Genomic DNA, 25,162 nt, shown 5'->3' with positions numbered 1-25,162 from the left:
GCAACGAATTGAACCTTTGGGCGGTTCACCGTCCGCGTCGTCGGCGACGACGCGGACGTTTTTATGTGATGACGGGAGCACTCCGGGCCACCGTGGGACACCGAGCACTCGTCGTTTACGAGCGACCCGACGGCCGGTACGACCGTCACTACGCACACTGGGGCGCGGCGGACCTCGAACTCAGTCACGAAATCACGCCGGAAACACCCTTCGCGGGTAACCGCACGACCCGAACCGGAGAGAGATGGACGCCCGCAATCGACCCGACGCCCCGAGATACCGCGCTGGCGTTCGACGATGCCGCGACGTTCGACTATCGGGCGTTCGAGGCGTTCTACGTCGTCTCCCTGGCGTGGCTCGTCGCCGCGTACCTCCCGCTCTGGTTCGGCGTGACCGCCGACGCCGACGTGCACGCTGGCGCGCTCGTCGCGGTCGAGTCGGAGCGCGACGCCGCCCGCGTCCGCCGCTGGTTTCGCGCGACGCGGGATGTGGTTCGGGACATGGTTCGCCGTGACGTGCTCGATGTCGAGGACGCTCACGACTACCTCGCATCTCGCGTCGGCGAGTGGGCGGGAAGCCGCCGGGAGGTGATTTCCGTGCGGTGATGGCAATCGGTTTTTATCCGACTACCATCTACCATCGGTCAGTGACGCAGACGAACGACAGGACGGACCCCGCCACGCTCCGGACGCCGACGCACGGCGAGGCGCTGGCACACGTCGAGACGGCCATCGAACGGGGAGACCTCGTGACCCTGTTCGGGCGCTGTACGGTCGATTACGACGGCCGCGCGGAGAGCTATCTCGGTCCCGGCGACCGACTCGTCGTGCTCAAACCCGACGGAACCACGCTCGTCCACACCGAGGAGGGACAGAAACCGGTGAACTGGCAACCGCCGGGTGGAACCCTCGACGCCGAACTCGTGGGCGACCGCCTCCGCGTCGGTAGCCAGCGAACGAGTCCGAGCGAATCGCTCGAAGTCGAGTTCGAGCGCCTCACGCAGGTGTCCGCGTTCGACGTGACCGACGCGACGGAGTTGTCCCTGGACGGGACGGAAGAGGACCTCCGACAGCGGATTCTGGACGACCCGGACCTCGTGGAGGCGGGTTTCACGCCGCTCGCCACGGAGCGCCAGACGGCGGCGGGTGCCATCGACATCTACGGCACGGACGCGGAGGGCACCACGATGGTTGTGGAACTCAAACGACGGCGCGTCGGCCCCGATGCGGTCGGCCAACTCCGGCGCTACGTGGACGCCCTCCGCCGCGACCTGCACGCCGAAGCCGAGATTCGCGGCGTTCTCGTCGCGCCGTCGGTGACGGAACGCGCCCGCAACATGCTCGCCGAAAGCGGGTTGGAGTTCGTCTCGTTGGAACCCTGAACGGACACAACTCAGTCTAACTCTCTCTTCAGCCTATCGAGCAGTTGCAACGCTTCGAGCGGCGTCGTGTCGGCGACGTTGGTACGGCGGAGTTCGGCGAGCACGTCGTTCGAAGCGGATGTCACGGGAGGTGACTGGGGAGCGGAATCGCTCGGGTCGGCGTCCCGAAGACAGGTGCCTTCGTCCACCGAGTCCCCCTCGTCTTCGGCCAGAAGGTCCTTCGAGCGGCGGATGACCGACTCCGGGACACCGGCGAGTTGGGCGACTTCGACGCCGTAGGAGGCCATCGTCGCGCCCTCCGAGATGTGGTGGTCGAAGACGACCTCGCCGTCCCGCTCGGTCGCGCCGAAGTGGAGGTTGATGGCGTTCGGAAGGTCGTCGGCGACGGCCGTGAGGTCGTGGTGGTGGGTCGCAAAGAGCGTCTTCGCGCCGATTTCGTCGTGGACGTGCTCGGTCACCGAGCGGGCGATGGCGAAACCGTCCGTCGTGCTCGTTCCGCGGCCCACCTCGTCCAGCAAAATCAGCGAGCGGTCGGTCGCGTTTCCGAGGATGTCGGCGAGTTCGGTCATCTCGACCATGAACGTCGAGCGGCCGCCCGCGATGTCGTCGCTCGCGCCGACGCGGGTGAACACGCGGTCCACCAGTTCGAGGCGCGCCTCGTCGGCGGGGACGAAACTCCCGACCTGTGCGAGGATGGTGATGAGCGCGACCTGCCGCATGTACGTCGATTTCCCGGCCATGTTCGGGCCGGTGATGACCGCCAGCGTGTCGTGGTCGAGGCGGGTGTCGTTCGGCACGAACGAAGATTGGGTTCGCTCGACGACGGGATGGCGGCCGTTTCGAATCTCGATGCCCTCCGGGACGATTTCGGGGCGCGAGTAGCCGTGTTTGGCGGCGACTTCGGCCAGCGCGACGAGGGTGTCGAGTTCGGCCAGCGTCTCGGCGAGCGACTGCACCCGCTCTGATTCCTCGGCGACGGCCTCGCGCACCTCGCAAAAGAGGTCGTACTCCAACTCGTCCGCGCGCTGTTCGGCGCGGACGATTTCGTCCTCGCGCTCCTTGAGTTCCGGCGTGTAGAATCGCTCCGAATTTTTCAGGGTCTGCCGTCGCGTGTAGTCCTCGGGCACCTTGTCGAGGTTCGGGTCGGTGACCTCGATGTAGTAGCCGTGGACCTGATTGTAGCCGACCTTGAGCGACCCGATACCCGTCCGCTCGCGTTCGCTCGCTTCGAGGTCGTCTATCCACGCCTTCCCCGAGCGCTCCGTCTCGCGGAGGTCGTCCAGTTCGTCGTCGTAGCCCGATTTGATGACGCCGCCCTCGGTAATTTCGATTGGCGGTTCCTCGGGAATCGCGCGTCCGATTCGGTCGCGCACGTCGGCCATCTCGTCCAGATTCTCGTGGAGGCGTCGTAGTTTGGGAGATTCGACGCCCTCCATCGCCTCCGCGATGTCCGGCACCACGTCGAGCGTGGCCTTCAGCGAGCGCAAATCGCGGGCGTTTGCCCGGCCGCGGGAGACGCGGGAGATGAGGCGTTCGATGTCGTAGACGTTTCGGAGAAGCTCGTGGACCTCTTCGCGCGCTTGCACCGTCGTCGTCCACTCCTCCACGGCGTCGAGTCGGGCTTCGATGCGGTCGCGTTCCAGCAGGGGGCGGCGGAGCCAGTCCGTGAGTTTGCGACTGCCGAGGGCGCACGCGGTTTCGTCCAGCACGCCGACGAGCGTGGCGTCGTCCTGCCCGTGAACGGCGCGGGACGAGAACAATTCGAGACTCGTGAGCGCCACGGCGTCCAACAGCATGTACGAGCGCGGGTCGTACCGCGTGAGGTGGTTGAGGTAGTCGAGACGGGTGTCGGTGTCGTCAGTGTCGTCCTCGGTCACGCCTTCGCCGCCGCGGACGTACTCGGCGTAGGAGAGAAGCGCCCCGCAGGCCCGGATTTCGGCGTCGGTGGCGAGCAGTCGGTCCGGCGGGCCGAAGTAGTCGGCGACCAACTCGCTCGCGCCGTCGATGTCAAAGGTGGCTCCGGCGTACTCCGTCACCATGCAGTCCGCGTCGAAGACGTCGGGGGTCTGCGTGTCGGTCGCACCGTCGGACGCGGCCGAGTCGGGGTCGAGGGCGGGGGCGACGATGGCTTCCGTCGGTGCGAACCGCTCCACTTCGTTGCGGACCTCGCTCGCGGTTTCGACCGTCGTCGCGTAGAAGTCCCCCGTCGAAACGTCGAGGATGGCGAGGCCGTACCCCTCGTCGTGGGCGAGACTGGCGACGAAGTTGTTGTCGTCGCCGTGGAGCAGTTCGTCCTCGGTCAGGGTGCCGGGCGTGACGACGCGGGTGACGGCGCGTTCGACCACGCCGGAGGCGTCCGCCGGGTCCTGCACTTGGTCGGCGACGGCGACGCGATAGCCCGCGTCCAACAGCGCCTCGATGTACGATTCGGCGTTGTCGATGGGAATTCCGGCCATCGGATACGTCCCCGTGTTGTCCTCGCGTTGCGTGAGCGTGATTTCGAGAATCCTCGAACAGCGCTCGGCCGCCTCGCAGAACGTCTCGTAGAAGTCGCCGACCTGAAACAGTACCATCGAATCGTCGTACTGCCGACACAGCTCGAAGTACTGGCGCATCATCGGCGTCAGCTCGTCGCTGTGTTCGGCCATCTTCTCGGGTGCCCCCAGCGCCGCGTCCATGCGAGAAACCCAGTTCCCGCACGGCAATAAGCCACCGGAATCGCGGCGGAGCGGACGGGGCGCGTGGCTACCGTTCGTCCGTGAGCGCCACGTCGTAGAGGTGATAGTCCGCCGTGGCGAGTTCGAGCGCCCCGTCCATGTGTTCGCGCACGTCGGGCCGCTCGAAGATGGCTTCGTAGTCGGCCTCGCTCTCCCACTGGGCGTAGTTGACGACGCGTTCTCCGTCCCGGCTTCGATGGATGTTCGCGGAGACGAAACCGGGGAGGTGACGCATGGTCTCCTCGGTGGCGTCGGCGAGGAGGTCCACCAGTTCGTCTTGTCGCTCGGGAACCACGGTGAAGACGTTGATGAGGGTCGTCACGTCCGTTTCTGTGTCGATGGTCGTCATCGAATATCGTTCACCACGCGACACGAAATACGCTGTTGCCGACCGTTTCCGTCCGTTTTCAGTGGAGTTAAGTGGAGTCGGAAACTCGGAAGTGAAGGTTACCGATGGACATCAGGACAGGTCTTTCGTACGGCGATGTGCTGCTCGTGCCGCAACGCTCCCCGGTCGATAGCCGGAGCGACGTCTCCCTGACGACGAAGCTGACGCCGACCCTCGAACTCGACGCGCCGCTTCTCTCCGCGCCGATGGATACCGTCACCGAGACGGACGCCGCAATCGCCCTCTCGGAGTTGGGCGGCCTCGGAACGATTCACCGCTTCATGGGCATCGAGGAGCAGGCCGAACAGGTTCGCTCGGTGAAAGCGGCCGGTGGACTGGTCGGCGCCGCCGTCGGTATCAACGAGGAATTCATCGGCCGGACGGAGGCCACGCTCGACGCGGGCGGGGACTGTATCATGGTCGACGTCGCTCACGGCCACATGGAGCGCTGTCTGGACGCCGTGTCCGAAATCAAAGCCGAGTTCCCCGACGCGGAACTCGTCGCCGGAAACGTCGTCACGCCGGAAGCCGTCTCGGACCTCTACTCGGCGGGCGCGGACGGCGTGAAGGTCGGCGTCGGCCCCGGTTCGCACTGCACGACCCGCAAGGTCGCCGGGACGGGCGTCCCCCAACTGACCGCCGTGGACGACTGCTCGGACCGGGCGGACGAGTTGGGAATCCCCATCGTCGCCGACGGCGGCATCCGCACCTCCGGCGACGCCGCGAAGGCGCTCATGGCCGGTGCCGACACCGTGATGATGGGCAGTTTCTTCGCGGGAACCGAGGAAGCGCCCGGCGAAACCGTGACCGTGGACGGGCGGACGTTCAAGCGCTCGCGCGGCATGGCCTCCACCGCCGCGAACGAGAACCGCACCGACAAGGACCTCACCCCCGACGCCGACGAGGGAATCGCGGGCCTCACCGAGTACAAAGGCCCGCTCGCCGACGAAGCCGAGACCTTCCTCGCCGGACTCCGCTCGGGACTGAGTTACTGCGGCGGCCACGACATCGCCGCCGCCCGCGAGAACGCCGAATTCATCCAAGTCGCCCCGAGCGCGCGGGAACGCGAAGGCGCTCACTCCGTCTTCGCAAACGTCGAAACGGAAGCGGAGAAAGAAGCACTGGCTCCGCTGCAGTAATCCACAGACGTCGCGCATCTCGATTTTCGACGTGGCGCGCGCTGGCACAGCCCTGAGGATACGTCTCCGAAGGGCTGTGTTGATAGCGTGCGAGGTCTTCGTGAGTGACAACGGAACGAACGAATGGCTCGTCAGAGCGTTGCTCTGACGGTGGATGAGCGAAGCGAATCGGTTGGGGGGGAGTGGTTGTCGCGGTGCTGTGCGGTGGCGGTTTCATTGACGTCTGTCCATGCGCTCACGGAAGAACTACCAACTCGTCACACGAACACATCTCGTAGCGACCGGACGGAGGCGTTCGAAAACTGCTCTACACCGCTCCCGGTGGCATCTACCAGAGAGAATCTTGTTCGTAGCAAGGAGTTGCGGGCGTTCGAAGACACGACATCGAACAAAAATCGATGCCGGGGAAAACGGCGGTAGGGGGTCAGTAGCGGAACCGCCGAATCCCGGCGTTCGGGAGCCGTTTACGCCGTCGTTCGACGGAGATGCTTCGAAGCGGCAGGTAGTGCTCGTCGAAGAGGTCGTGGATGCCGAGGTGGACCTCCGCGTTCAGGTCGTCGGGGGCGACGCCGTTGAGATGGAGACAGGGTTGTTCGGTGGCGATACGTTTTTCCGAAGAAGGTTCGTTGTTCGACATGCTTTGGGAAGGGTCCTGAAGCAAGCAGAGTAGGTGTCCTACCACCTGCCTTTCGGCGAAACCCTGTTGCTTCGTTCGACGTATCTGTCCGTCGTGAGTTAATTCTATTGGTTTGGGAGGTTGGCGGATGCGGTTTCGAGGCCAAGAAAAAAGCGAACCCGCGGGAGCGTATCCGACCGGCCGAATCAGCACGGATTTGTGCGCAGCCCAAATACCACCTGTATGAGCGACATCGGGAAGATAGACCGCGATTTCTTCGATGAACACATCTATCCCTACCTCGGCGCGGACCGCGACGACGAACTCCTCGGGCCGAAACACGGCGTGGACTTCGGCGTGATTGAATTGGACACTCACGTCGTCGCGCTCGCCACGGACCCGCTCTCGCTCCTGCCCGAACTGGGCTTCGAGCGGGCGGCGTGGTTCGCGTTCCACGTCGTGATGAGCGACGTGGCGGTGAGCGGCCTGCGTCCGTCCCATCTGGCGGTGGACTTCAATCTCCCGCCGGAAATCACCGACGAGGAGTTCGCCACCGTCTGGCAGACGTTCGACCGCGAAGCGAGAAAACTGGGCGTCAGCGTCGTCACGGGCCACACCGCGCGATACTCCGGGTGTCAGTATCCGTGGGTCGGCGGCGCGACGACGCTCGCGGTGGGGGAGAAAGAGAACCTCGTCCGGCCTGACGGGGCGCAATCGGGCGACAAAGTGCTCGTGACGAAGGGACCGGGAGTGGAGACGGCGGGCTTTCTCGTGACGCTGTTCGAGGACCAGATCGACCTCCCCGAGGACGACATCGAGAACGCGAAGGACCGATTCTACGACATGAGTCCGGTCGAGGACGCGCTGGTGGCGGCCGACGCGGGACCGGTCACGGCCATGCACGACGCCACGGAGTGCGGGATTCACGGCGCGCTGGTCGAGATGGCCCGCTCCGCCGGAGTGCGCTTCGACGTGAGCCACGACGACGTGCCGGTGCTTCCGGGCGTGCTGGAGGCGTGCGAGTACTTCGACGTCGACCCGTGGGAATCCACGACCGAGGGAACGCTCGTGCTGACGGTCGCATCGGAGGGGGCGGAGACGGTCCTCGCCGCGCTCTCCGACGCCGGGATTCCGGCGGCCGAAATGGGGACGGTGCGCGAGGGCGAAGGAGTGTACGTCGATGGCGACCGAATCGAACATCCCGACGTAGACCCCTCGTTGCAGGTGTTCGCAGAGTTGTCGGCCGAACGGGAGTGAACACCACCGATAAATACCACAAAGTAATATTCCGAACCGATGAGCGAGTTAGGCAAAGTAGACGGCGAATTCTTCGAGGAGTACATCTTCCCGCACCTCGGCGCGGAACGCGACGACGTGACGTTACAGCCACAGCACGGCGTGGATTTTGGTGTCATCGAGCTTGACTCGGTGGGCAGTCAAAGTGCGTCTGGCGACGTGTCAGAAGTCGGCGGCAAAGCGATAGCGACGGCGACGGACCCCATCTTCATCATGCCCTCGCTCGGATTCGAGCGGGCGGCGTGGTTCGCGTTCCACATCCTGATGAGCGACGTGGCGGTCAGCGGCCTGCAACCGACCCACCTCGCGGTGGATTTCAACCTCCCGCCGGAAATCACCGACGAGGAGTTCGCAACGGTCTGGCAGACGTTCGACCGCGAAGCGAGGAAACTGGGCGTCAGCGTCGTCACGGGGCACACCGCCAGATACGCGGGTTGTAACTATCCGATGGTCGGCGGAGCCACCGCGATGGCGGTTGGCGACCCCGAGAACGTCGTCCGACCGAACGGCGCGCGACCGGGCGACAAAGTGGTGCTCACGAAAGGTCCCGCCGTCGAAGCGACCGGCCTGTTGAGCAACCAGTTCGCGGACCTCATGGACCTCCCCGAGGAGACCGCCGAGGAAGCCAAGGACCGCTTTTACGACATGAGTCCGGTGGAGGACGCCCGCATCGCCGCCGAGACGGGCGACGTGTCGGCCATGCACGACGCCACGGAGGGCGGCGTCCACGGCGCGCTGGTCGAGACGGCGACTGCCAGCGGCGTCCACCTCGACGTGAGCCGCGACGATATGCCGGTGCTTCCCGGCGTACTGGAGGCGTGCGAGTTCTTCGACATCGACCCATGGTCGTCCATCAGCGAAGGGACGCTTCTGTTGACCGTCGCGCCGGAGGACGCGGAACGCGTCGTGTCCGCGCTCGACGACGCCGACATCCCCGCGGGAATCATCGGTGACGTCCGCGAAGGAGAAGGCGTTACCGTCGATGGAGAAGAAATCGAACATCCCGAGTCGGACCCGTTCTGGGCCGCCTTCGAGGAGTTCATGGAGAAATCGACATGACGCGAACCGCCGCACCCGTCTCGCTCCCCGTCGCGCTGACCATCGCCGGAAGCGACTCCGGCGGCGGGGCGGGGATTCAGGCGGACCTGAAGACGATGGAGGCCCACGGCGTGTTCGGCACCAGCGCAATCACGAGCGTCACGGCACAGAACACCCGCGCCGTCGAGGGGTTCGCCACGCTTCCCGTCGCGGAAATTGAGGCTCAATGCGAGGCCGTCCTCTCCGACTTCGACGTGCGGGCGGTCAAGACCGGCATGCTCGCGGAGGCTCCCGTCGTGCGGAGCGTCGCCGAGCAGGTCGCCGAGGTGGACGTCCCGGTCGTCGTGGACCCCGTGATGGTCGCGGCGTCGGGCGACCGACTGCTCGACTCGGCGGGCGAGGAAGCCTACGAGGACCTGTTCGAGCACGCGACGCTCGTCACGCCGAACACGGACGAGGTCGCGGTCCTGACCGGCATCGAACCGACCGACGACGAACGCGCCGAAGCGGCGGGCGAAGCCCTCCGCGAACTCGGTGCGGACGCCGCCCTCGTGAAGGGTGGCCACGTCCCCGGCGAGACGGTCCGGGACGTGCTCGTCACGGGCGACGGCGCGACCGTCTTCGAACACCCGCGCATCGACACCGAGGCGACCCACGGGTCGGGGTGCACGCTCGCCAGCGCCGTCGCGGCCCGACTCGCGCTCGGTGACGACCTCGAAACCGCCGTGGCGGGTGCTACCGACTTCATGGAGCGGGCGGTCCGATATAACCTCGACGTCGGCGAAGGACCGGGAGCGGTCCACCACCTCGCCGAACTTCGGAACCGAGCGGCCCAAACCGACACCGCGGAAGCGGTCGAAGCGGTCGTCCGCTCCTTCGTCGAACGGGACGTGAGCGCGCTGGTCCCCGAAGTCGGCATGAACGTCGTCGGGGCGACGCCCTCCGCCGAGAGCGTGGGAGAGACCGCCGCCGTCGAAGGGCGAATCACCCGCACGCTGTCCGGCGTGAATCCGAACCGCGGCGTGCGCTTCGGCGCGTCGAGTCACGTGGCCCGATTCCTGCTCTCGGCACGGGAATTCGACCCCAGTTTGCGGTTCGCCGTCAACTGCCGGTTCGACGCCGACGTGGAAGACGCGCTCTCGACCCTGCGCGGCGAAGTCGCGGAGTTCGACCGCGACGCGGAACCCGAGGACGTCAAGGCGGAAGAGGGCAGCACGATGGGCTGGGGTGCGAAACGGGCGTTTCAGTCGGCGGACGGAACGCCCGTGGCGATAATCGACCGGGGCGAGGTTGGAAAGGAAGCCATCGTGAAACTGCTGGCGGACGACGCGGAGACGCTTCAGCGCCGGACGTTCGCGGTGCTCTCCGCGTTGGAAGCCGAACCGGGTGACGGGTCGTGAATGCCGACGTCGGAATCGTCCTCCCGCAGTACGGCCGCGATTACGATGCCGTCCGTGACGTGGCGCTCGACGCGGAAGCGTGCGGGTTCGACGGCGTGTGGCTCGAAGACCACTTCCAGTCGTGGATAGGGGACGCCGAACGGGACACCTACGAGTGCTGGACGACGCTCTCGGCGCTCGCGGAGGCGACCGAAGACGTTCGACTCGGGACACTCGTCACCTGTCAGGCGTACCGCCACCCGTCGTTGCTGGCGAAGATGGCCGCGACCGTGGACCGCGTGAGCGACGGCCGCCTCGACCTCGGACTCGGCGCGGGGTGGTACCGGGACGAGTTCGAGCGCTTCGACTACGAGTTCCGGGAACCGCCCGCCGCGCGCATCGAACGACTGCGCGAAACGGTCGAGATTCTCCGCGGGCTGTGGACGAACGAGCGATTTTCGCATCGCAGTGAGCACTTCACTCTCGAAGATGCCTTTTGTCGCCCGAAACCGGTTCAGGACCCGCATCCACCCGTCTGGATCGGCGGCGGTGGTGAGCAGTTCACGCTCCGGTACACGGCCGAACTCGCGGACGGATGGAACTACGGTACCCTCGACCCGGACGGCTTCGCGGAGAAGTTGGCGGTGCTCGAGAACCACTGCGAGGACGAGGAACGCTATGAGGACATCACGAAATCCGCGGAACTGTTCGCGTTCGTCGCCGATTCGCGGGCGGCGGCGGAGAAAAAGCGCGAGCGGTTCGCCGAGCGCCACCTGCCGAACGACCCGAGCGAACCCCGGGAGTTCTTCCTCGCGGGCTATCTGGAGACCGCGCTGGTCGGGACGCCGGACGAGGTTCGGACGGAACTGGAACGCTACGCGGACGTCGGTATCGAGGCGTTCATGCTTAGCGTGCCGGACGCGCCCCGAGACGACAGTTTAGGCATTCTTGCGGACGGAATCGTTTGAGTCCGCGGTTCGCGGCCGCCGTTCTCCTCAGTCCTCATGATAGTTCAAGACGGATACCGTGCCGTTATCCGCTATCGTGAACTCGGTGAACGACCGCCGGTCGCCCTCGACGACCGGCAGTTCGACCGTTCGGGAGACGGTTCTGCCGTCCACGGTCAACCGGAGGGTGTACCGGCCGGAACGGTTCAACGTGGACAGCGGTTCGGACGAATTCGCGGAGAGGCGGAGTGACTCGTTCGACAGTCGCTCGCCGTCGTATTCGACGACGAACGCGACGTCGTGTGGCTCGTCGTCGGAGTTGCGTATCGAAACGCGGTGTTCGGGGAACTCGTTTTGCGGCGAGGCACAGCCGGAGAGGGGCACAGCCACCAGTAGCAGTACAAGAGACGCGAGCAGGGCTCGACTGTCGAGTGAAGGCATGAGAAGCGACTACCGATAGACCGGTGAATATCTTCTCAAAATCACATATCGAGTCTGGGAAGACGCGACCCGACCGTCGAACGAACCCCGGGAAACCGAAGCGGGGACCGTCCGCTCGCGTCGTCTACGCCATCATCTGCCGACAGCTTTCGGCACAGTCTTCCACCACGTCGGCACAGACCTGACAGTGGTCGTGGTCGTGTCGGGAACACTCCTCGGCGCACTCCTCGCACATACCGGCGCAGGCTTCGGCGAGCTGGTCGCTGTAGTTCGAGTTTCGCGCCATGAATCGGGCGTGCATCGACGCGATGTCGGCCACGTCGCGGCAGAGCCGGATGCACTCGGCCATCTCCTCGTCCTCGTCGGCACACCGGTCCGCACACCATTCACAGGCTTGCGTCGCCTCGAAGCAGTCGTTGATGCAGTTGTCCATCTCGGCGTCCAAGTGGTCGATTTGAGTGAGCGCCACGGAACGACGGACGGGAGAACGACGAGTGTCGATTCTGGTTGCTCACGCAATCGGCTTTTCCGACGCCCGGACGAACAGCCACAGTCCCACGAGGAAGACGAGGAGCGCGACGCATCCGACCGCGAGATGCCACCCGGCGACCCAATACGGAAGCGCGACGACGTGCCGGGCGCTGTCGAGCAGGTAGTCGAAGACGGGAAGTTTCGTGGTCCCGGTTCCGACGTCGCCCGTCTCGTCCGTGGGCGGTCCGGCGGGATACTCGCCCGGATAGCGGTCAGCCTCGTAGGGGAGCGTGGGGACGCGGGCGCTCCAGACCATCGCCCCCGACTCGTTCAGTTCGACGACCCGGTTGTTTCGACTGTCGGTGACGAGCGTGTGGCCGCTCGGTAGTCGGTCCGCGTCCCGCGGCCAGTTGAAACCGATGCCGCCCGCGCCGTGGGCCTGCCACGCGACGCTCCACTCCCCGTCCGTCCGGTGGAGTTCGACCACGCGGTCGTTCTCGCTGTCGGCGACGAGAACGGCGTCCTTCGAGAGGTACTGGGGATTGTGTTGCTTGTTCAGCAGTCGCCAGTTCCCCTCGGCGTTCACGACATCGACGACACCCTCACCGCGCTGGAGGACGAGGAGTTGGTTCGCGTTCCGGACGCTGACAAGGTAGCGACCGGGACCGATTCGGTCCACGTCGTTGATGTGGAGCCAATCGGTTCGCGTCGGGTCGGACGGCGGGTCGTACCGCTCGCTCGCGTTCCACTGCCACGTTCTCGTCCCGTTCGGCGCGAGCGTGAACACCTGCTCTCTGTCCATGTCCGCGACGAGCAGTTCGCCCGAGGGGAGCAGTTCGGCGTCGTGGAGTTCGCTGTTCAAGCCCGAGCGGACGGGGAACGTCCACTCGTAGACGACGTGCGGCGAGGGCTTCGGGTCGATGATTCGCACGCCCGTCCGGGCACAGGGCGACTCGTACGGGCCACAGTTCCGATAGCCGTTATCGATGAACGCCGCGCGCACCGTCCCGTTCGGGAGCCACGACACGTCGTGATAGCCGTTGGCGTGACCGTACTGCCAGACGCGATGGCCGTCAGCGTCGAGCGCGACGACCCGCCCGTCGGTCGTCGTGGACTGGACGCCGACGACGGTTCGGTTGGAAACCGGACCCGACGAAACGTTGGAAATTGGCGGCGTGAGGGCGGCGCTGACGACGAGCGTGCAGACGAGGCCGACGACGGCGAGTCCCATCAGCGTCGCACCCAGTTGCCGACGGGAACGGGGACGAGCGGAAACCACGCGAGGGGGAATCAACGCCGTCGGGCGGCAAAACCGTACCGGCGGGACCCGCTGCGTTGGACGGGGGGTTTCGCGCCGAATCCGCACCGTTTTAGTCGGCGTCCACCCCACTGTCGTACATGATTTCGGTTCTCGTCTCCGGGGGTGTCCGCCGTGAGTGAGGGCGGCATCGTCGGGGAGTTTCTCTCGCTCAAAGCGGAGACGGACGCGGACGTGTTGACGATGCAGGTCGGCGACTTCTACGAGTTCTTCGCGGACGACGCGGAGTTGGTCGGCGACGTGCTCGACCTGAACGTCTCGAAGAAGTCCAGCCACGGCAGTAGCTATCCGATGGCGGGCGTCCCGCTCTCGGAACTGACGCCGTACGTGAAAGGGCTGGTCGAGCGGGGCTACCGCGTGGCGGTGGCCGACCAGTACGAGACGGACGGCGGCCACGCCCGACGGATTTCGCGGGTCGTGACGCCCGGCACGCTCCTCGAAACGACCTCGGCGGACGCCCAGTACCTCGCGGGAATCGTCCGCGTGGACGACGGCTACGGGTTGGCCTTCGCGGACGTGACGACCGGTCGCTTCCTCGTCAGCGCCGTTTCGGGTCCCGACGCCGATTCCAAGGCGCTGACGGAACTGTACCGGTTCGACCCCGCCGAGGTCCTTCCGGGTCCCGAACTCCGGAACGACGATTCGTTCCTCGAACGGGTCCGCGAGCGGACCGACGCCTCCCTGTCGGTTCACGACGCGAACGCGTTCGCGCCCGGCAAGGCCGCCCACCGAACCCGCGAGCAGTTCGGGACGGAGGCCCTGTCCAGCCTCGGGTTGGATTCGGGCGACGGAGCGGAGGTGCGGGCCGCGGGTGCGGTCCTCTCCTACGTCGAGGAGACCGGCGCGGGCGTCCTCGGGTCCATGACGCGGTTGCAGTCGTACCACGCCGACGACCACGTGGAACTCGACGCGACGACACAGCGCAACCTCGAACTCACCGAGACCATGCACGGTGACCGGAAAGGGTCGCTGTTCGAGACGGTGGACCACACGAAGACGAGCGCCGGACGGCGGTTGCTGAAGGAGTGGCTGCAGCGACCTCGCCGGTCGCCCGACGCCCTTCGGGAACGCCAGTCGAGTGTCGCCGCCTTCGCGGAGTCGGCGCTCGCCCGCGAGGAGATTCGGGAGACGCTCGCGGACGCCTACGACCTCGAACGGTTGGCGAGCAAGGCCGTCTCCGGGAGCGCCGACGCCCACGACCTCCTCCGGGTTCGGGACAGCCTCGCCGTCCTCCCGACCGTCGCCGACGCCGTGGCCAACGCGCCGTCGCTTTCCGGGTCGCCGCTGGCCGAACTCGTCTCCCGACCGAACCGGGAAGAGGTGGAGCGATTACGCGAAGAATTGGCCGAAGCCGTCGCGGAGGACCCGCCGAACACGGTCACGCAAGGCGGTCTCTTGCGGCGTGGCTACGACGAGGAGTTGGACGACATCATCGACAGCCACGAGGAGAATCTGGAGTGGTTCGACACGCTGGCGGACCGAGAGAAGTCCCGGACCGGCATCTCGCACCTGCAGGTGGACCGCAACAAGACGGACGGCTACTACCTGCAGGTCGGAAAGTCGGACACGGACAAGGTGCCCGAGGAGTACGAGGCCGTCAAGACGCTGAAGAACTCCGAGCGGTACGTCACCGACGAACTCCGGGAGCGCGAACGCGAAATCCTCCGCCTCGAAGAGCGGCGCGGGGAACTGGAGTACGAACTGTTCGGAGAACTCAGGGAGCGAGTGGCCGAGCACGCCGAACTCCTGCAGGACGTCGGACGGACGCTGGCGGAGTTAGACGTACTGGCGAGCCTCGCCGTCCACGCCGTCGAAAACGGCTGGGTGCGACCCGAACTCGTCGAATCGGGACTCGACATCGAACAGGGCCGTCACCCCGTCGTGGAGCGAACGACCGAGTTCGTGCCGAACGACGTGCGGATGGACGACGACCGCGAGTTCCTCATCGTCACCGGCCCGAACATGAGCGGAAAATCGACGTACATGCGGCAGGTCGCGCTCATCACCCTGCTGGCGCAGGTCGGCAGTTTCGTCCCCGCGCGGTCGGCCCGCATCGGAGTAGTGGACGGCATCTTCACCCGCGTCGGGGCGCTGGACGAGTTGGCACAGGGTCGCTCGACGTTCATGGTCGAGATGCAGGAGTTGAGCAACATCCTCCACTCCGCGAGCGAGGACTCGCTCGTCATCCTGGACGAGGTGGGTCGCGGAACCGCGACCTACGACGGCATCTCCATCGCGTGGGCCGCGACGGAGTACCTGCACAACGAGGTCCGGGCGAAGACGCTCTTTGCGACCCACTACCACGAACTGACGACGCTGGCCGACCACTTGGAGCGCGTCGAGAACGTCCACGTGGCGGCGGACGAACGGGACGGGGACGTGACCTTCCTCCGAACCGTTCGGGATGGCCCGACGAACCGCTCCTACGGGATTCACGTCGCCGACTTGGCGGGCGTGCCGATGCCCGTGGTCGAGCGCTCGCGGGACGTGCTCGACAAACTCAGACAGGAGAAGGCCATCGAGGCGCGCGGGTCGGGGTCGAACGAATCGGTGCAGGCGGTGTTCGACCTCGGGTCGGGGCAGTTCCAAACGAACGGAGCGGGCGGAAACGGGAGCGGAAGCGACGCGGACGGGACGAACGATGGCGAGGAATCAGACGCCGCCGGTCCCTCGCTCGACCCGGAAACGGAGGCCGTGCTCTCGGAACTCGCGGGGGTCGAAGTCGCCGACATCTCGCCCATCGATTTGATGTCGAAGGTGCAGGAGTGGCAACAGCGGGTCGAAGAGCGATAAATCGAGTAAAAAACTGTGTTGCGCCCCGAACGGGTCGGAGCGGGCGAGCGGTCGCCGACTATTCGCCGGACGAGTAATCGACCGTGACCGTGGCGACGCCGTAGATGTCGTCCCAGTCTTTGTCCTCGTCCATCAGCAGGACCATGAGCTTAACTTCGCCGTCTTCGACACCGGCTTTCTCCAGTCCGCCGGGTCGAATGGTGATGGTGAACTCGCCGTTTTCGTCCCGGGAAACGTCCATCCGCTCGATGAGCGTCCCCTCGGTCCGGGTGAACCGGGACCCGTTGTCAAGCGACCCGTCGGCGTACACGAGGAAGAACGGTTCGCCGTTCACCGTGCCGTGCTCCGCGGGGTCAACGTGATGCATGTCGGTGTTGGCCTCGACCTTCAGGTCGAAGGCGGCGTAGCCACCGTTTCCGGACTTCGTGTTCACGACCGAAACGCTCTGTATCCAGTTACCGCCGTCCTCCGAGTCCATCTTGTTCTGGAGCGGCGTGTTCGGGGCTTTCGGTTCCGACCACGACGACTCGGCGGTCGTAGTCGTCGCTTGCGTTGTCGTCGCCTGTGCCGTCGTTGTCGTCGTGACGTCGGACGACGTGTCCGTCGTTCCGTCGCCCGCGTCGGTCGATGTGCTCGTCGTCGATGCCGTCGTGTTCGTCGGCTTTTCGATGGTCGTCGTCGTGGTCGTCTGGTCGTCGTTACCGGTGAGCGACGCGCAACCGGCGAAGACCACGGCGAGGACCAACAGGAGCGTGATACTCGTTCTCGTCATATTTACGAATGACCTCGGGCAGAAATCCACGTACTGACCCATAACTTTGCAGCATTTTTTCGTTAGTTACAACAAACAGAGTATGAAATACACGTCGGAGAATCGAGGAGCGTAGTTCGATTTCGTGGACGACGAGAGATACCGGCACGCCGTTGGTATCGACCCATCCGTGCTTGTCCTAACAACTGACCAATCGTACAACCATCAATGACACATGTCCGAACTAACGGTTCGAAAGCGGCCGAACGCGGGGAAGCGAGACCCGAGGGAGCGGCCGCGAAGCGTCGAACGGGAGACCTCACCGACGGCGGACGGGGCTCTATTCCTTCCGACTTATCTAACTCGGAATATTTATTTGGAAGAATTCCAATATAATCGGCATGACTTCGGAGCTCCGGTTTCGGGGGGACGAACCCGATTCGAACTTTCAGACGTGGTTACAGCGGTTGAAACAGCGAGGAAGCAACATTCTCGTGACCGGGAACGTGCCCGATTGGATTTCCGCGAAGGCGACCCGCGTGCTGTTCGGCTACGGGGAGCGACGGTATCGAATCCTCGCGCTCATCGACCGAACCATCGACAGCCCCGAATCCCGGCTTCCGAAGCACGCGTCCGCCGCCGACGCGACGACGTGGATGATCGACCAGCGAAACGGGGAGCGGTCGATTCCGGCCGCCGCGACGTCGGCGGCGTCCTATCTCGACCCGCCGGAGAAAGACGACGTACACCAACTCCGGGACGAAATCCAGACGGCCATCAGTTACTACGAAGAGCGCGAGAACGGTCTCGCTCCCGCCGAACTCCGGGTCGGCGTCGATTCGCTCTTCCCGCTCATTCAGCGGGATATGCGAGCGACGAAACAGTCCCTCCGTACCCTCGGCGCGACCGTTCGAGGCGTTCACGGGATGGCACACTATCACCTTCGGGTGGCAGACGAGGAGGACGTCGTGAGCAACCTGACACCGCTGTTCGACGCGCGAATCGAACTTCGACGGAACCCCGGAATGAAGGCCGAACAGCGCTGGCACGTCCCGGAACTCGACAAAACGACGGTGTGGGTAGAGCTATAATCCTCCCGAAGCATACAACAGAGAATCAGACACATGGAGTTCGATACACTCGACCGGCGTTCCGGGCTCACCATCTTCGACCCCGTCGAGAACGCCCGATTTGAACTCTACACTGAGGACCCTCCCGCGATGGAACCCGCCGGGACGACGGGGTTTTACTTCCCCATCGACGCGGCGGTCGGGTTCGAGGCGGCGGGCATCGAGATTCCGAATCACCTCTCGGTCGTGGTCCGCACCCAAGACGGGTCGATAGTCACCGACGCGACGACGTTCGACGGGTTGGAACTCCCGTTCGACGACTACCTGCTCGAAGTGCAGAGCACGCCGATGAAGCTCTACATCGCGGTCGAGAGTTCGCTGGTGCTCGACCACGGCGAAACGTCCGCCATGATTCGGTTCGACGGGCGTCGCCGGGCGCGCGTCGGCGCGCGGTCGTTCCACGAACGCCCCGCGGGGACCATCACCGTCACCGACGACGTGGAGGACGCGATGGCCGCCCTCTCACTGCTCGGGTCGGCGCTGAAGACGACGACCTGTGAGCGGTCGTTTCCGACGCTTCGCGGCCATCCACCCCTCATCGAGCGAGGCGAGTCCTTCGACGTACCGGACGGCATCGAGCGGCCGGATACGGGCGTCGAACTCGTCCTGCCGCCCGAACGGAGCTACGTGTACCCGGCGGCGTCGCTGGCGTACTACCTCGGCGCGGAACTCGTCGTCGGCGACGCGCCGCGATTGCGGGTCGGGGAGTTCGAACGCTCGCTTTCGGGACCTGGCGGGTACGAAGCCACCGTCAACCGCATCCTCCGGCAGGTGTTCTTCCTCGACTGTCTCACGCGGACGGAGGGCTACTACAAGGTCGAACTGCACGAGCGCGAGCGGGTCGAACCGCTGGTGGACCTCGATTTCGCCGACCTGTACGACCGACCGCTCGCGGAGCAACTGCCCGAATACCTCTCGGTTCCGTTCGAGACGCTCGAACCGCACATCCTCGATTGGCACCTCACGACGGACGTGGTACCGACGGCGGAGACGCTCCCCGCGCTCCCGCACTTCGCAAGCGAGTTGTCGCTGTTGCGAACGCCACAGCACCCCGATACGTACACCTCGCGGCCCAAGCCGAAGATGTTCGACGACTTCACGCGCACGGCGGTCGCGGCGGGTGACTTCACGCGGAGTGCGGACGACGCGTGGGACTGGGGCGACGACGAACTGTTTCAGATAGAGTCGGCGGACACCATCGAACACGCATGGGTCGGCAACGGCTATCCCATCGGGGCCAACAAGGTGTCGATAGAGTCGTTGCGTCAGAAGGACGATTACACCGCGCCGGACGAGTCGGCGCTGACGGTCCACGTCGTCTGCAACGACGTGTCGATGGACGAGGAGAACGTCGTCAGTCGATTCTACGGACTCCGCGATTTCGTCGCCTTCGACGTGTCGATTCACGAGGAGACGACGACGGACGAACTGGCGACCCTGTTCCGGTCCGACGCCGACTTCATCCACTACATCGGCCACGTTGACGACGACGGCTTCCACTGTTCGGACGGGTCGCTCGACGCGAATTCCCTCTCGGAGGTTAACGTCGATGCCTTCCTGCTGAACGCCTGCCGCTCGTACCGACAGGGCGAAACCCTCGTCCAGAAGGGGAGCAAGGGCGGCGTCGTCACCCTCGCCGAGGTCGTCAACTCCTCGGCGACGAAGATCGGCCGTTCGCTCGCCAGACTGTTGAACTGTGGATTCTCGCTTCGTGCCGCCCTCAGCGTTGCGAAAGAGGAGTTGGTCGTCGGCGTCGAATACGTCACGGTCGGAGACGGTGGCGTGACGCTGTGTCAGAGTGAAAGCGGAACTCCGATGATGTATCGAGTTAGCCGAGACGGTGACGAGTTTTTACTCAAACATTCTGCCTTTCCAACATCCAACTATGGTTTAGGAACAATCATGTCCTCAGAGATAGAAGGATCTGTTAAACGGTATCTTGCTTCAGATTCATTTGCACAATTTCGGTTATCAACTGTTGAATTTAAGCAAGCATTACAGCTTGAATTACTACCTGTGAAAATTGATAGGGAACTTCACTGGAGTGACGAACTTTCAGTCACTGATCTATAATATTCTATGGTCCGTTTGATGCATTCCCTGATGCAGCCATGACATTTCCCACTTGTACTAACAGTGCGCAGATAGCGAACAAAACGCCTATCATACGTGGGTGCTGTGCGAGATACGATTGTAGGTTGTCCTCCGACATGCAATCAAACCGACTGTCCACATAAATGTAGACTTTTCTTAAAGCTACTCACCCATGTAATATATAAATAAACGAAATTATATACGACAAAATGGTGAATTTACGCGCTATTCCCGGTCGAATCGACGGGATACGGCTGATTCGTGAATGCCTTCCGACACATTCGTGTCGTGTAAATACCGACAGAATACGATTCCGCGCGGTGGCCGACGGAGCTATCGGACGAATCCGTCGAGGGCAGCGGAGAGGAGGGGACCGGTGTTTTCGAGTTCGTCCTCCAGCGCGTAGTGGAGGTCGGCGAGCAGGTCGGCCTGCTCGGTGTCGGCGAGGGAATAGGTCGGATGGGTGCTGGCGTCCGAGCCACCGTCTCGGAGGGCAACGAGGTCGAACCCGAGGAAGAGGGATTTGTGGTCGCGGTGGAAACCCGAGCGCGAAACGCCCGCTTGGTCGCACCACTCGGCGGCGGTAAGCCACTCGCCGCGACGCTCGACGAGGACGGCGAACAGGTCACACCGCGCTTCTGAGCCGAGCACCTGCGACAGCGCCGGACTGAACTGGTTCGCGCACATCGTGGGGAAGAACTACCTCGGAGGGAGGAACGAATCCCAGAAGACCGTTCTGTCGCAACGAGTCGAACACGAAGAGCGGAGGATGCATGAAAAACTACGAGTAGCCCGCGCCGCTACCGTTTCACAGCAGTCCGCCGCCCGCACCGACCGCCGCCCGTCCCGCCGCCTGTACCGCCACCCAACACCATGAAACGGTATCCATCGATTCCGCGCGCCGACGCCGCATCCGCCCTGTTCGAACGAGGCCACCTCTGGATTCAGGAGAAGATAGACGGGTGGGGCGTCCGCTTCCAACTGCAGGAGTCCGGCGTGATTCGCGTCGGCGACCGGGAACGGGTCTACGAAGCCGGAGAACTCCCTGCTCGATACCAGCATCTGATCCGACACCTCCGGGAGAACCTCGACCGCGAGGCGTTGCGCGCCGCGGTCGGCGACGTCGAATCCGTCGTCTTCTTCGGCGAAGCGACGGTCAAACGAACCATCGACTACGAGTGGCGTCGCACGCCGTCGTTTCTGGGCTACGACATCTGGGAGACGAACGAGGAGCGGTTTCTCCCGCCTGATGCCGTCGAGAAGGTGTACGAACGACTCGGGCTCAATCCCGTGAATACCGTCCAAAAGGAGGTTCGAGCGGTCGATTTCGACCCCGACGCCTACGAGATTCCGGAGTCGAACTGGTACGACGGGCCCGCGGCGGGCGTCGTCATCAGAAACAAGACGGGCGAGCGGGCGGAACTCACACACCCGAACGTGGAGGCGACGACGGACGTGAAACCCGTCGAGGGACCCGCCGAGGAAGTCGCAACGGAACTCGCAACCGATCGCCGGTTCCGGACGGTTGCGACGGCGGTCGAAGCCCGGAACCGGGCGGTTACGGTCGATACCCTCTACGACCGCGTGTTCGAGGACATCGTTCGGGAGGAACACGACCGTCTGTTTCACGACGCCGCGGACTTCGACGAGGGGGCGTTCCGCTCGGAACTCGCGGCGCTTGCGAGCGAGTTCGTGGCCGAGCGTTCGAACTAGTCGTCAAATGAGCGATAGTCGAGGAGCAGCGCGTAAACGGCTCGAATGCCGGACGAGCCACGACCCGCTACGGCCGTTCTGTTCGATGGCGGTTCGGTTGTGAAACCGGTCGCGGATAGTGGTGAACGTGTTTTTAAATCGGCATTTATTTCGATTCGCGGAGAATTCACGATGAGAAGTCGTAATCGGGCGGCACGACGAGCAGTGGATTCATGACCGTGCCACCCATTCTATCCCTCAACGACCCTCGTTATCGAGGGGGATGATTCAATGACGTCATTTCCCGACAACCGGACGTCGCAGAACGTCAACGGGTTCGACGCCCTCGTGTCGAGTTTCGGTGATGATTCTCGGTCGCTTACGAAACTGTTCTCGGCGTTCGACGACGCGGTGTTCGCGTTCGCGTTCCGGCACGAGGAACCCCTCTCGTGGTGGTCCGACCGCGTGGCCGACCTGACCGGACGTTCCGAGACCGACCTCGCCTCACAGCGGGCCGGAGCCCTCGTGACCGAATCCGACCGCGAACGCTTCGACGCCGCGTGTACCACGGCGCTCGATGACGGCAACGCCACCGTCTCCGTCGGCTTCGTCACGGCGGACGGGCGGGAACGGTCCGGTGACTGCCACCTGGTTCGACTCCCCGAAAGTGACCATCTCTTCGGCGTCGCCGAGTTGGCCGAGGAACCGCCAGAACGGACGGCGCACGAACGCGACCTCGAACGGTACGAAACGATGTTCGATACCGTCAACGACGGTATTTACGCGCTGGACGACGAGTTCTATCTTCTCGCCGTCAACGAAGCGATGGAGGAGTTGACGGGGTACGGTCGGGACGAACTCGTCGGCGCTCACGGGTCGCTCATTTCGGACGACGAAACCGTCTCGGAAGCGTTTCGACAGCGTGAACGCCTTCTCGACGGCGAGAGGGACGTCGGCACGTACGAAATCGAAATTCGGAGGGCCGACGGCGAGACGGTTCCCGTCGAAGTGCGATTCACGTCGCTTCCATCCGAGGACGGCACGTTCGAGGGAACGGTCGGAGTCATGCGCGACATATCTGAACGGGTCGAGCGCGAACGGCGTCTCCAACTCGAACGCGACCGGGTCGCGGCGTTGTTCGAGGATTCGGGTGACGCAACCGTCTACTGCGAGTACGAGGGCGACGTTCCGACGATTAGATCGGTGAACGCCGCGTTCGAGCGGACGTTCGGCTACCCCGTAGACGAGATGGTCGGTCGCTCGATAGACGACGTGGTTCTGCCGACGGAACTCGCCGCGGAAGGGAAAGCTATCAATCGCCGGGTAAAAGCAGGGGAGTACATCGAGGACGAGGTCAGGCGCGAGACGGCCGACGGCGTCCGGGACTTCTTCCTGCGGTCGATTCCGGTTCACCCCGGCGAATCCGGTGAGCAGTCCTACGCCGTGTACACAGACATCACCGAGCGGAAAGAGCGCAAGCGCGAACTCGAAGAGACCAAGACGCGCCTCGAATCGGTCGTCGAGAACGTTCCGGTCATCCTGTTCGCGCTCGATGCCGACGGACGGTACACCCTTTGTGAGGGTCGTGGGTTGGCCGCATTCGATACGTCCTCCGAAGAGGTCATCGGCGAGTCGGTTTTCGACAGCCTCTCCGAATATCCCGAGGCTATCGCCGACGTTCGGCGGGCGCTCTCGGGAGAACCCGTCAACGCCGTCCACGAACTGGAGAACCTGCATCTCGAGACGTGGTTCCAACCGATGCACGACGAGGACGGCGAGGTGACGGGTGTCATCGGCGTCTCGATGGACGTCACCGCGCGGATGCGTCACGAGCAGGCGCTCACGGCGTTGCACACTGCGACACAAGAAATGCTCGAAGCGTCCTCGACGGAGGAAGTGGCACGAATCGCCGCCGACGCGGGTGCGTCGGTGCTCGACCTCCCCGGCGTCGTCGTCTTCCTCTTCGACGAGGAGACGAACACGCTGGAACCGGTGGCCCATTCGGACGACGTCCCACCGCTCGTCGGACCGCCGGTTTCCTTCGAAGCGGGCGAGAGCATCACGTGGCAGGTGTTCGCCACGGGGGAGACGCGGGTGTTCGACGACGTTCGAGAGTCCGAACACGTATACAATCCGGAGACGCGTCTCAGGAGCGGGCTGTACGTCCCGCTCGGGAACCACGGGGTGTTCATGTCCGTCGACGACGAACCGGGAACGTTCGAAACTGACGCCGTCGAACTGGCCACCGTCTTCGCCGCCACGACGCAGGCCGCGCTCGACCGGGTGAGCCGAGAGGCCGCGCTCCGCAAACGGGAGCACGAACTCGAAGAACAGGCCGCTCGTCTCGAACGATTGCACGAGACGACGGAACTGCTCCGCGACATCGAACATCTGCTCGTCCTCGCGGACTCTCGCTCGGACGTCGTGGACGAAGTGTGTGAGCGCCTCGCCGCGACCGACCGATTCTCCATGGCGTGGGTCGGCACGCTCGACGAAGCGACATCGAAGGTCGTCCCGGAAGCGTGGTCCGGCATGGAGCGCGGATATTTGGACAGTGTTTCGTTGGAGTTGGAGGCGGACTCGACGACGGTTGAACCGGCGGTGAGTACGGTGAAAAACGGTTCCCTCACGACCGTAATGAACGTGGCCGGGGGCGTCCAACGCGAGGCGTGGCGGTTCGAAGCGCTCACGAGGGGCTATCAGTCGGTTATCGGAATCCCGCTCGTCTACCGGGAGTACTCCTACGGCGTTCTGATGGTGTACGCGACGCGCTCGAACGCGTTCGACGCGCTCTCACAGGCAGTGTTCACCGAACTCGGAGAGACCATCGCGTACACCATCGACGCCCTCGAAACGAAGCGTGGCCTGTTGACCGACCGGAGTGTCGAACTCGACTTTCGGGTCACCGGTTCCGACGACTTGCTCCAACGACTCGCCACGAGCCTCGACTGCCGTGTCACCTACGAAGGCATCGTCAACGACGAGGAGACGGACCACCTCTTCATCACGGTCCACGGGACGGATGTCGATGCAGTCGAGGCGTATCTGGACGAGGCCATCGCGGTGAAACGCAGTCGCCCCGTTACCGAACGCGACGACGAGGCGCTGTTCGAAATCACGGTGACGGAGCCACTCATTCCGTCGGTGTTCGGGGAACGGGGTGCAGTACCCGAATCGATAACCGCCACCGAGGAGCGAATCCGGGCGGTCGTTACCGTCCCGCCCACGACGGAGGTCCGAGAACTCGTCGAGACGCTCCGGACGCGCTACTCGGGGCTCGAACTCGCCGCACGGCGCGACCGGGAACGGCCGGTACAGACGGTTCAAACCTGCCGTGCGGCCTTCGAAGAAGGTCTCACCGACCGGCAGCAACAGGTGTTGAAGACGGCCTACCTGAGCGGCTATTTCGACTCTCCTCGCGGCACCACTGGGCAGGAAGTCGCGAAGTCCCTCGGCATCACTCAACCGACGTTCATCAACCACCTCCGAACCGCCCAGCGGAAGCTATTCGACCGGCTCTACGAGGTCGAGTAGCTAGGCATCTAGCGCCAGTCTCGGTATGGTACTGCAT

At 64.3% G+C, this 25,162-nt stretch carries 21 protein-coding genes; 12 read left to right on the top strand and 9 right to left on the bottom strand.

The genetic code is table 11. The features are described from left to right. The first annotated feature begins 68 nt into the window (after positions 1-68). On the top strand, positions 69-605 hold the full coding sequence (locus tag B208_RS0114575; protein WP_007982409.1) for a DUF6735 family protein: 537 nt from the start codon (positions 69-71) through the stop codon (positions 603-605). Positions 606-646: 41 nt separating this feature from the next. Next, a complete protein-coding gene (gene nucS / locus B208_RS0114570) occupies positions 647-1,381 on the top strand; it encodes an endonuclease NucS (RefSeq protein ID WP_007982407.1) in 735 nt (244 codons plus the stop codon). An 11-nt stretch (positions 1,382-1,392) separates the two neighbouring features. Here the strand turns inward: nucS and mutS (B208_RS0114565) are convergent, their stop codons facing one another. Then, positions 1,393-4,059, bottom strand: coding sequence for a DNA mismatch repair protein MutS (gene mutS / locus B208_RS0114565; protein WP_007982404.1), 2,667 nt, complete (start codon positions 4,057-4,059; stop codon positions 1,393-1,395). A 67-nt stretch (positions 4,060-4,126) separates the two neighbouring features. Next, positions 4,127-4,447, bottom strand: coding sequence for an antibiotic biosynthesis monooxygenase family protein (locus tag B208_RS0114560; protein ID WP_007982402.1), 321 nt, complete (start codon positions 4,445-4,447; stop codon positions 4,127-4,129). 104 nt (positions 4,448-4,551) lie between these two features. Here B208_RS0114560 and B208_RS0114555 point away from each other — a divergent pair, with 104 nt between their 5' ends. After that, the gene (locus B208_RS0114555) at positions 4,552-5,625 is read left to right on the top strand and encodes a guanosine monophosphate reductase (RefSeq protein WP_026177862.1); all 1,074 of its coding nucleotides are present in this window, start codon (positions 4,552-4,554) and stop codon (positions 5,623-5,625) included. A gap of 424 nt (positions 5,626-6,049) precedes the next feature. Here the strand turns inward: B208_RS0114555 and B208_RS0114550 are convergent, their stop codons facing one another. Beyond that, positions 6,050-6,262: a hypothetical protein gene (locus B208_RS0114550; RefSeq protein ID WP_007982399.1), complete on the bottom strand. Its 213-nt coding sequence runs from the start codon at positions 6,260-6,262 to the stop codon at positions 6,050-6,052. 222 nt (positions 6,263-6,484) lie between these two features. Between B208_RS0114550 and B208_RS0114545 the strand changes: the two genes are divergently transcribed. From B208_RS0114545 to B208_RS0114530, 4 genes are read left to right on the top strand one after another with little or no spacing between them, the layout of a single operon-like run. Next, the gene (locus tag B208_RS0114545; protein ID WP_007982398.1) at positions 6,485-7,498 is read left to right on the top strand and encodes an AIR synthase family protein; all 1,014 of its coding nucleotides are present in this window, start codon (positions 6,485-6,487) and stop codon (positions 7,496-7,498) included. 39 nt (positions 7,499-7,537) lie between these two features. Beyond that, entirely contained in the window at positions 7,538-8,596 is a 1,059-nt protein-coding gene (locus B208_RS0114540; protein WP_007982397.1) for an AIR synthase family protein, read from the top strand. Beyond that, positions 8,593-9,975 carry a bifunctional hydroxymethylpyrimidine kinase/phosphomethylpyrimidine kinase gene (gene thiD, locus B208_RS0114535; RefSeq protein WP_007982396.1) on the top strand — a complete coding sequence of 461 codons (1,383 nt, stop codon included), beginning with the start codon at positions 8,593-8,595 and terminating at the stop codon, positions 9,973-9,975. The genes B208_RS0114540 and thiD overlap by 4 nt, the downstream gene beginning before the upstream one ends. Then, positions 9,972-10,922 carry a TIGR03560 family F420-dependent LLM class oxidoreductase gene (locus B208_RS0114530; protein ID WP_007982395.1) on the top strand — a complete coding sequence of 317 codons (951 nt, stop codon included), beginning with the start codon at positions 9,972-9,974 and terminating at the stop codon, positions 10,920-10,922. The genes thiD and B208_RS0114530 overlap by 4 nt, the downstream gene beginning before the upstream one ends. 27 nt (positions 10,923-10,949) lie before the next feature. On the opposite strand, the gene B208_RS0114525 is transcribed toward B208_RS0114530, so the two are convergent. The 3 genes from B208_RS0114525 to B208_RS0114515 all read right to left on the bottom strand — a co-directional run bounded on the left by B208_RS0114525 (position 10,950) and on the right by B208_RS0114515 (position 13,044). Next, the gene (locus B208_RS0114525) at positions 10,950-11,342 is read right to left on the bottom strand and encodes a hypothetical protein (protein ID WP_139025536.1); all 393 of its coding nucleotides are present in this window, start codon (positions 11,340-11,342) and stop codon (positions 10,950-10,952) included. 124 nt (positions 11,343-11,466) lie between these two features. Further along, positions 11,467-11,811, bottom strand: coding sequence for a four-helix bundle copper-binding protein (locus B208_RS0114520; RefSeq protein WP_018128947.1), 345 nt, complete (start codon positions 11,809-11,811; stop codon positions 11,467-11,469). Between the two features lie 42 nt (positions 11,812-11,853). Then, positions 11,854-13,044: an arylsulfotransferase family protein gene (locus B208_RS0114515; RefSeq protein WP_007982392.1), complete on the bottom strand. Its 1,191-nt coding sequence runs from the start codon at positions 13,042-13,044 to the stop codon at positions 11,854-11,856. A gap of 201 nt (positions 13,045-13,245) precedes the next feature. Here B208_RS0114515 and mutS (B208_RS0114510) point away from each other — a divergent pair, with 201 nt between their 5' ends. Beyond that, positions 13,246-15,924 (top strand): DNA mismatch repair protein MutS, encoded by a 2,679-nt coding sequence (mutS, locus tag B208_RS0114510; RefSeq protein ID WP_026177860.1) that lies wholly within the window; start codon positions 13,246-13,248, stop codon positions 15,922-15,924. A 58-nt stretch (positions 15,925-15,982) separates the two neighbouring features. Here mutS (B208_RS0114510) and B208_RS0114505 read toward each other — a convergent pair whose 3' ends face one another. After that, positions 15,983-16,696: a hypothetical protein gene (locus B208_RS0114505; RefSeq protein WP_007982388.1), complete on the bottom strand. Its 714-nt coding sequence runs from the start codon at positions 16,694-16,696 to the stop codon at positions 15,983-15,985. A 380-nt stretch (positions 16,697-17,076) separates the two neighbouring features. Between B208_RS0114505 and B208_RS0114500 the strand changes: the two genes are divergently transcribed. Continuing rightward, complete coding sequence (locus tag B208_RS0114500) at positions 17,077-17,766, top strand: DUF7504 family protein (RefSeq protein ID WP_007982385.1); 690 nt, start codon at positions 17,077-17,079, stop codon at positions 17,764-17,766. A 33-nt stretch (positions 17,767-17,799) separates the two neighbouring features. After that, entirely contained in the window at positions 17,800-19,878 is a 2,079-nt protein-coding gene (locus B208_RS0114495) for a hypothetical protein (RefSeq protein ID WP_007982384.1), read from the top strand. A 4-nt stretch (positions 19,879-19,882) separates the two neighbouring features. Here B208_RS0114495 and B208_RS25205 read toward each other — a convergent pair whose 3' ends face one another. Next, a complete protein-coding gene (locus B208_RS25205; RefSeq protein ID WP_449404117.1) occupies positions 19,883-20,017 on the bottom strand; it encodes a DUF7503 family protein in 135 nt (44 codons plus the stop codon). Between the two features lie 215 nt (positions 20,018-20,232). Then, positions 20,233-20,586, bottom strand: a complete 354-nt coding sequence (locus B208_RS0114490) for a hypothetical protein (protein ID WP_007982382.1) — start codon at positions 20,584-20,586, stop codon at positions 20,233-20,235. 186 nt (positions 20,587-20,772) lie between these two features. Here B208_RS0114490 and B208_RS0114485 point away from each other — a divergent pair, with 186 nt between their 5' ends. Together B208_RS0114485 and B208_RS0114480 are read left to right on the top strand one after the other, a co-directional pair. Then, entirely contained in the window at positions 20,773-21,612 is an 840-nt protein-coding gene (locus tag B208_RS0114485) for an RNA ligase family protein (protein ID WP_007982380.1), read from the top strand. Between the two features lie 270 nt (positions 21,613-21,882). Next, positions 21,883-25,125: a PAS domain S-box protein gene (locus B208_RS0114480; RefSeq protein ID WP_007982378.1), complete on the top strand. Its 3,243-nt coding sequence runs from the start codon at positions 21,883-21,885 to the stop codon at positions 25,123-25,125. Positions 25,126-25,162: the final 37 nt, after the last annotated feature.

Source organism: Haladaptatus paucihalophilus DX253 (assembly GCF_000376445.1).
Taxonomy (GTDB): domain Archaea; phylum Halobacteriota; class Halobacteria; order Halobacteriales; family Haladaptataceae; genus Haladaptatus; species Haladaptatus paucihalophilus.
The sequence above is the reverse complement of the archived record's forward strand: the minus strand, read 5'-3'. Positions and strand labels throughout refer to the sequence as shown.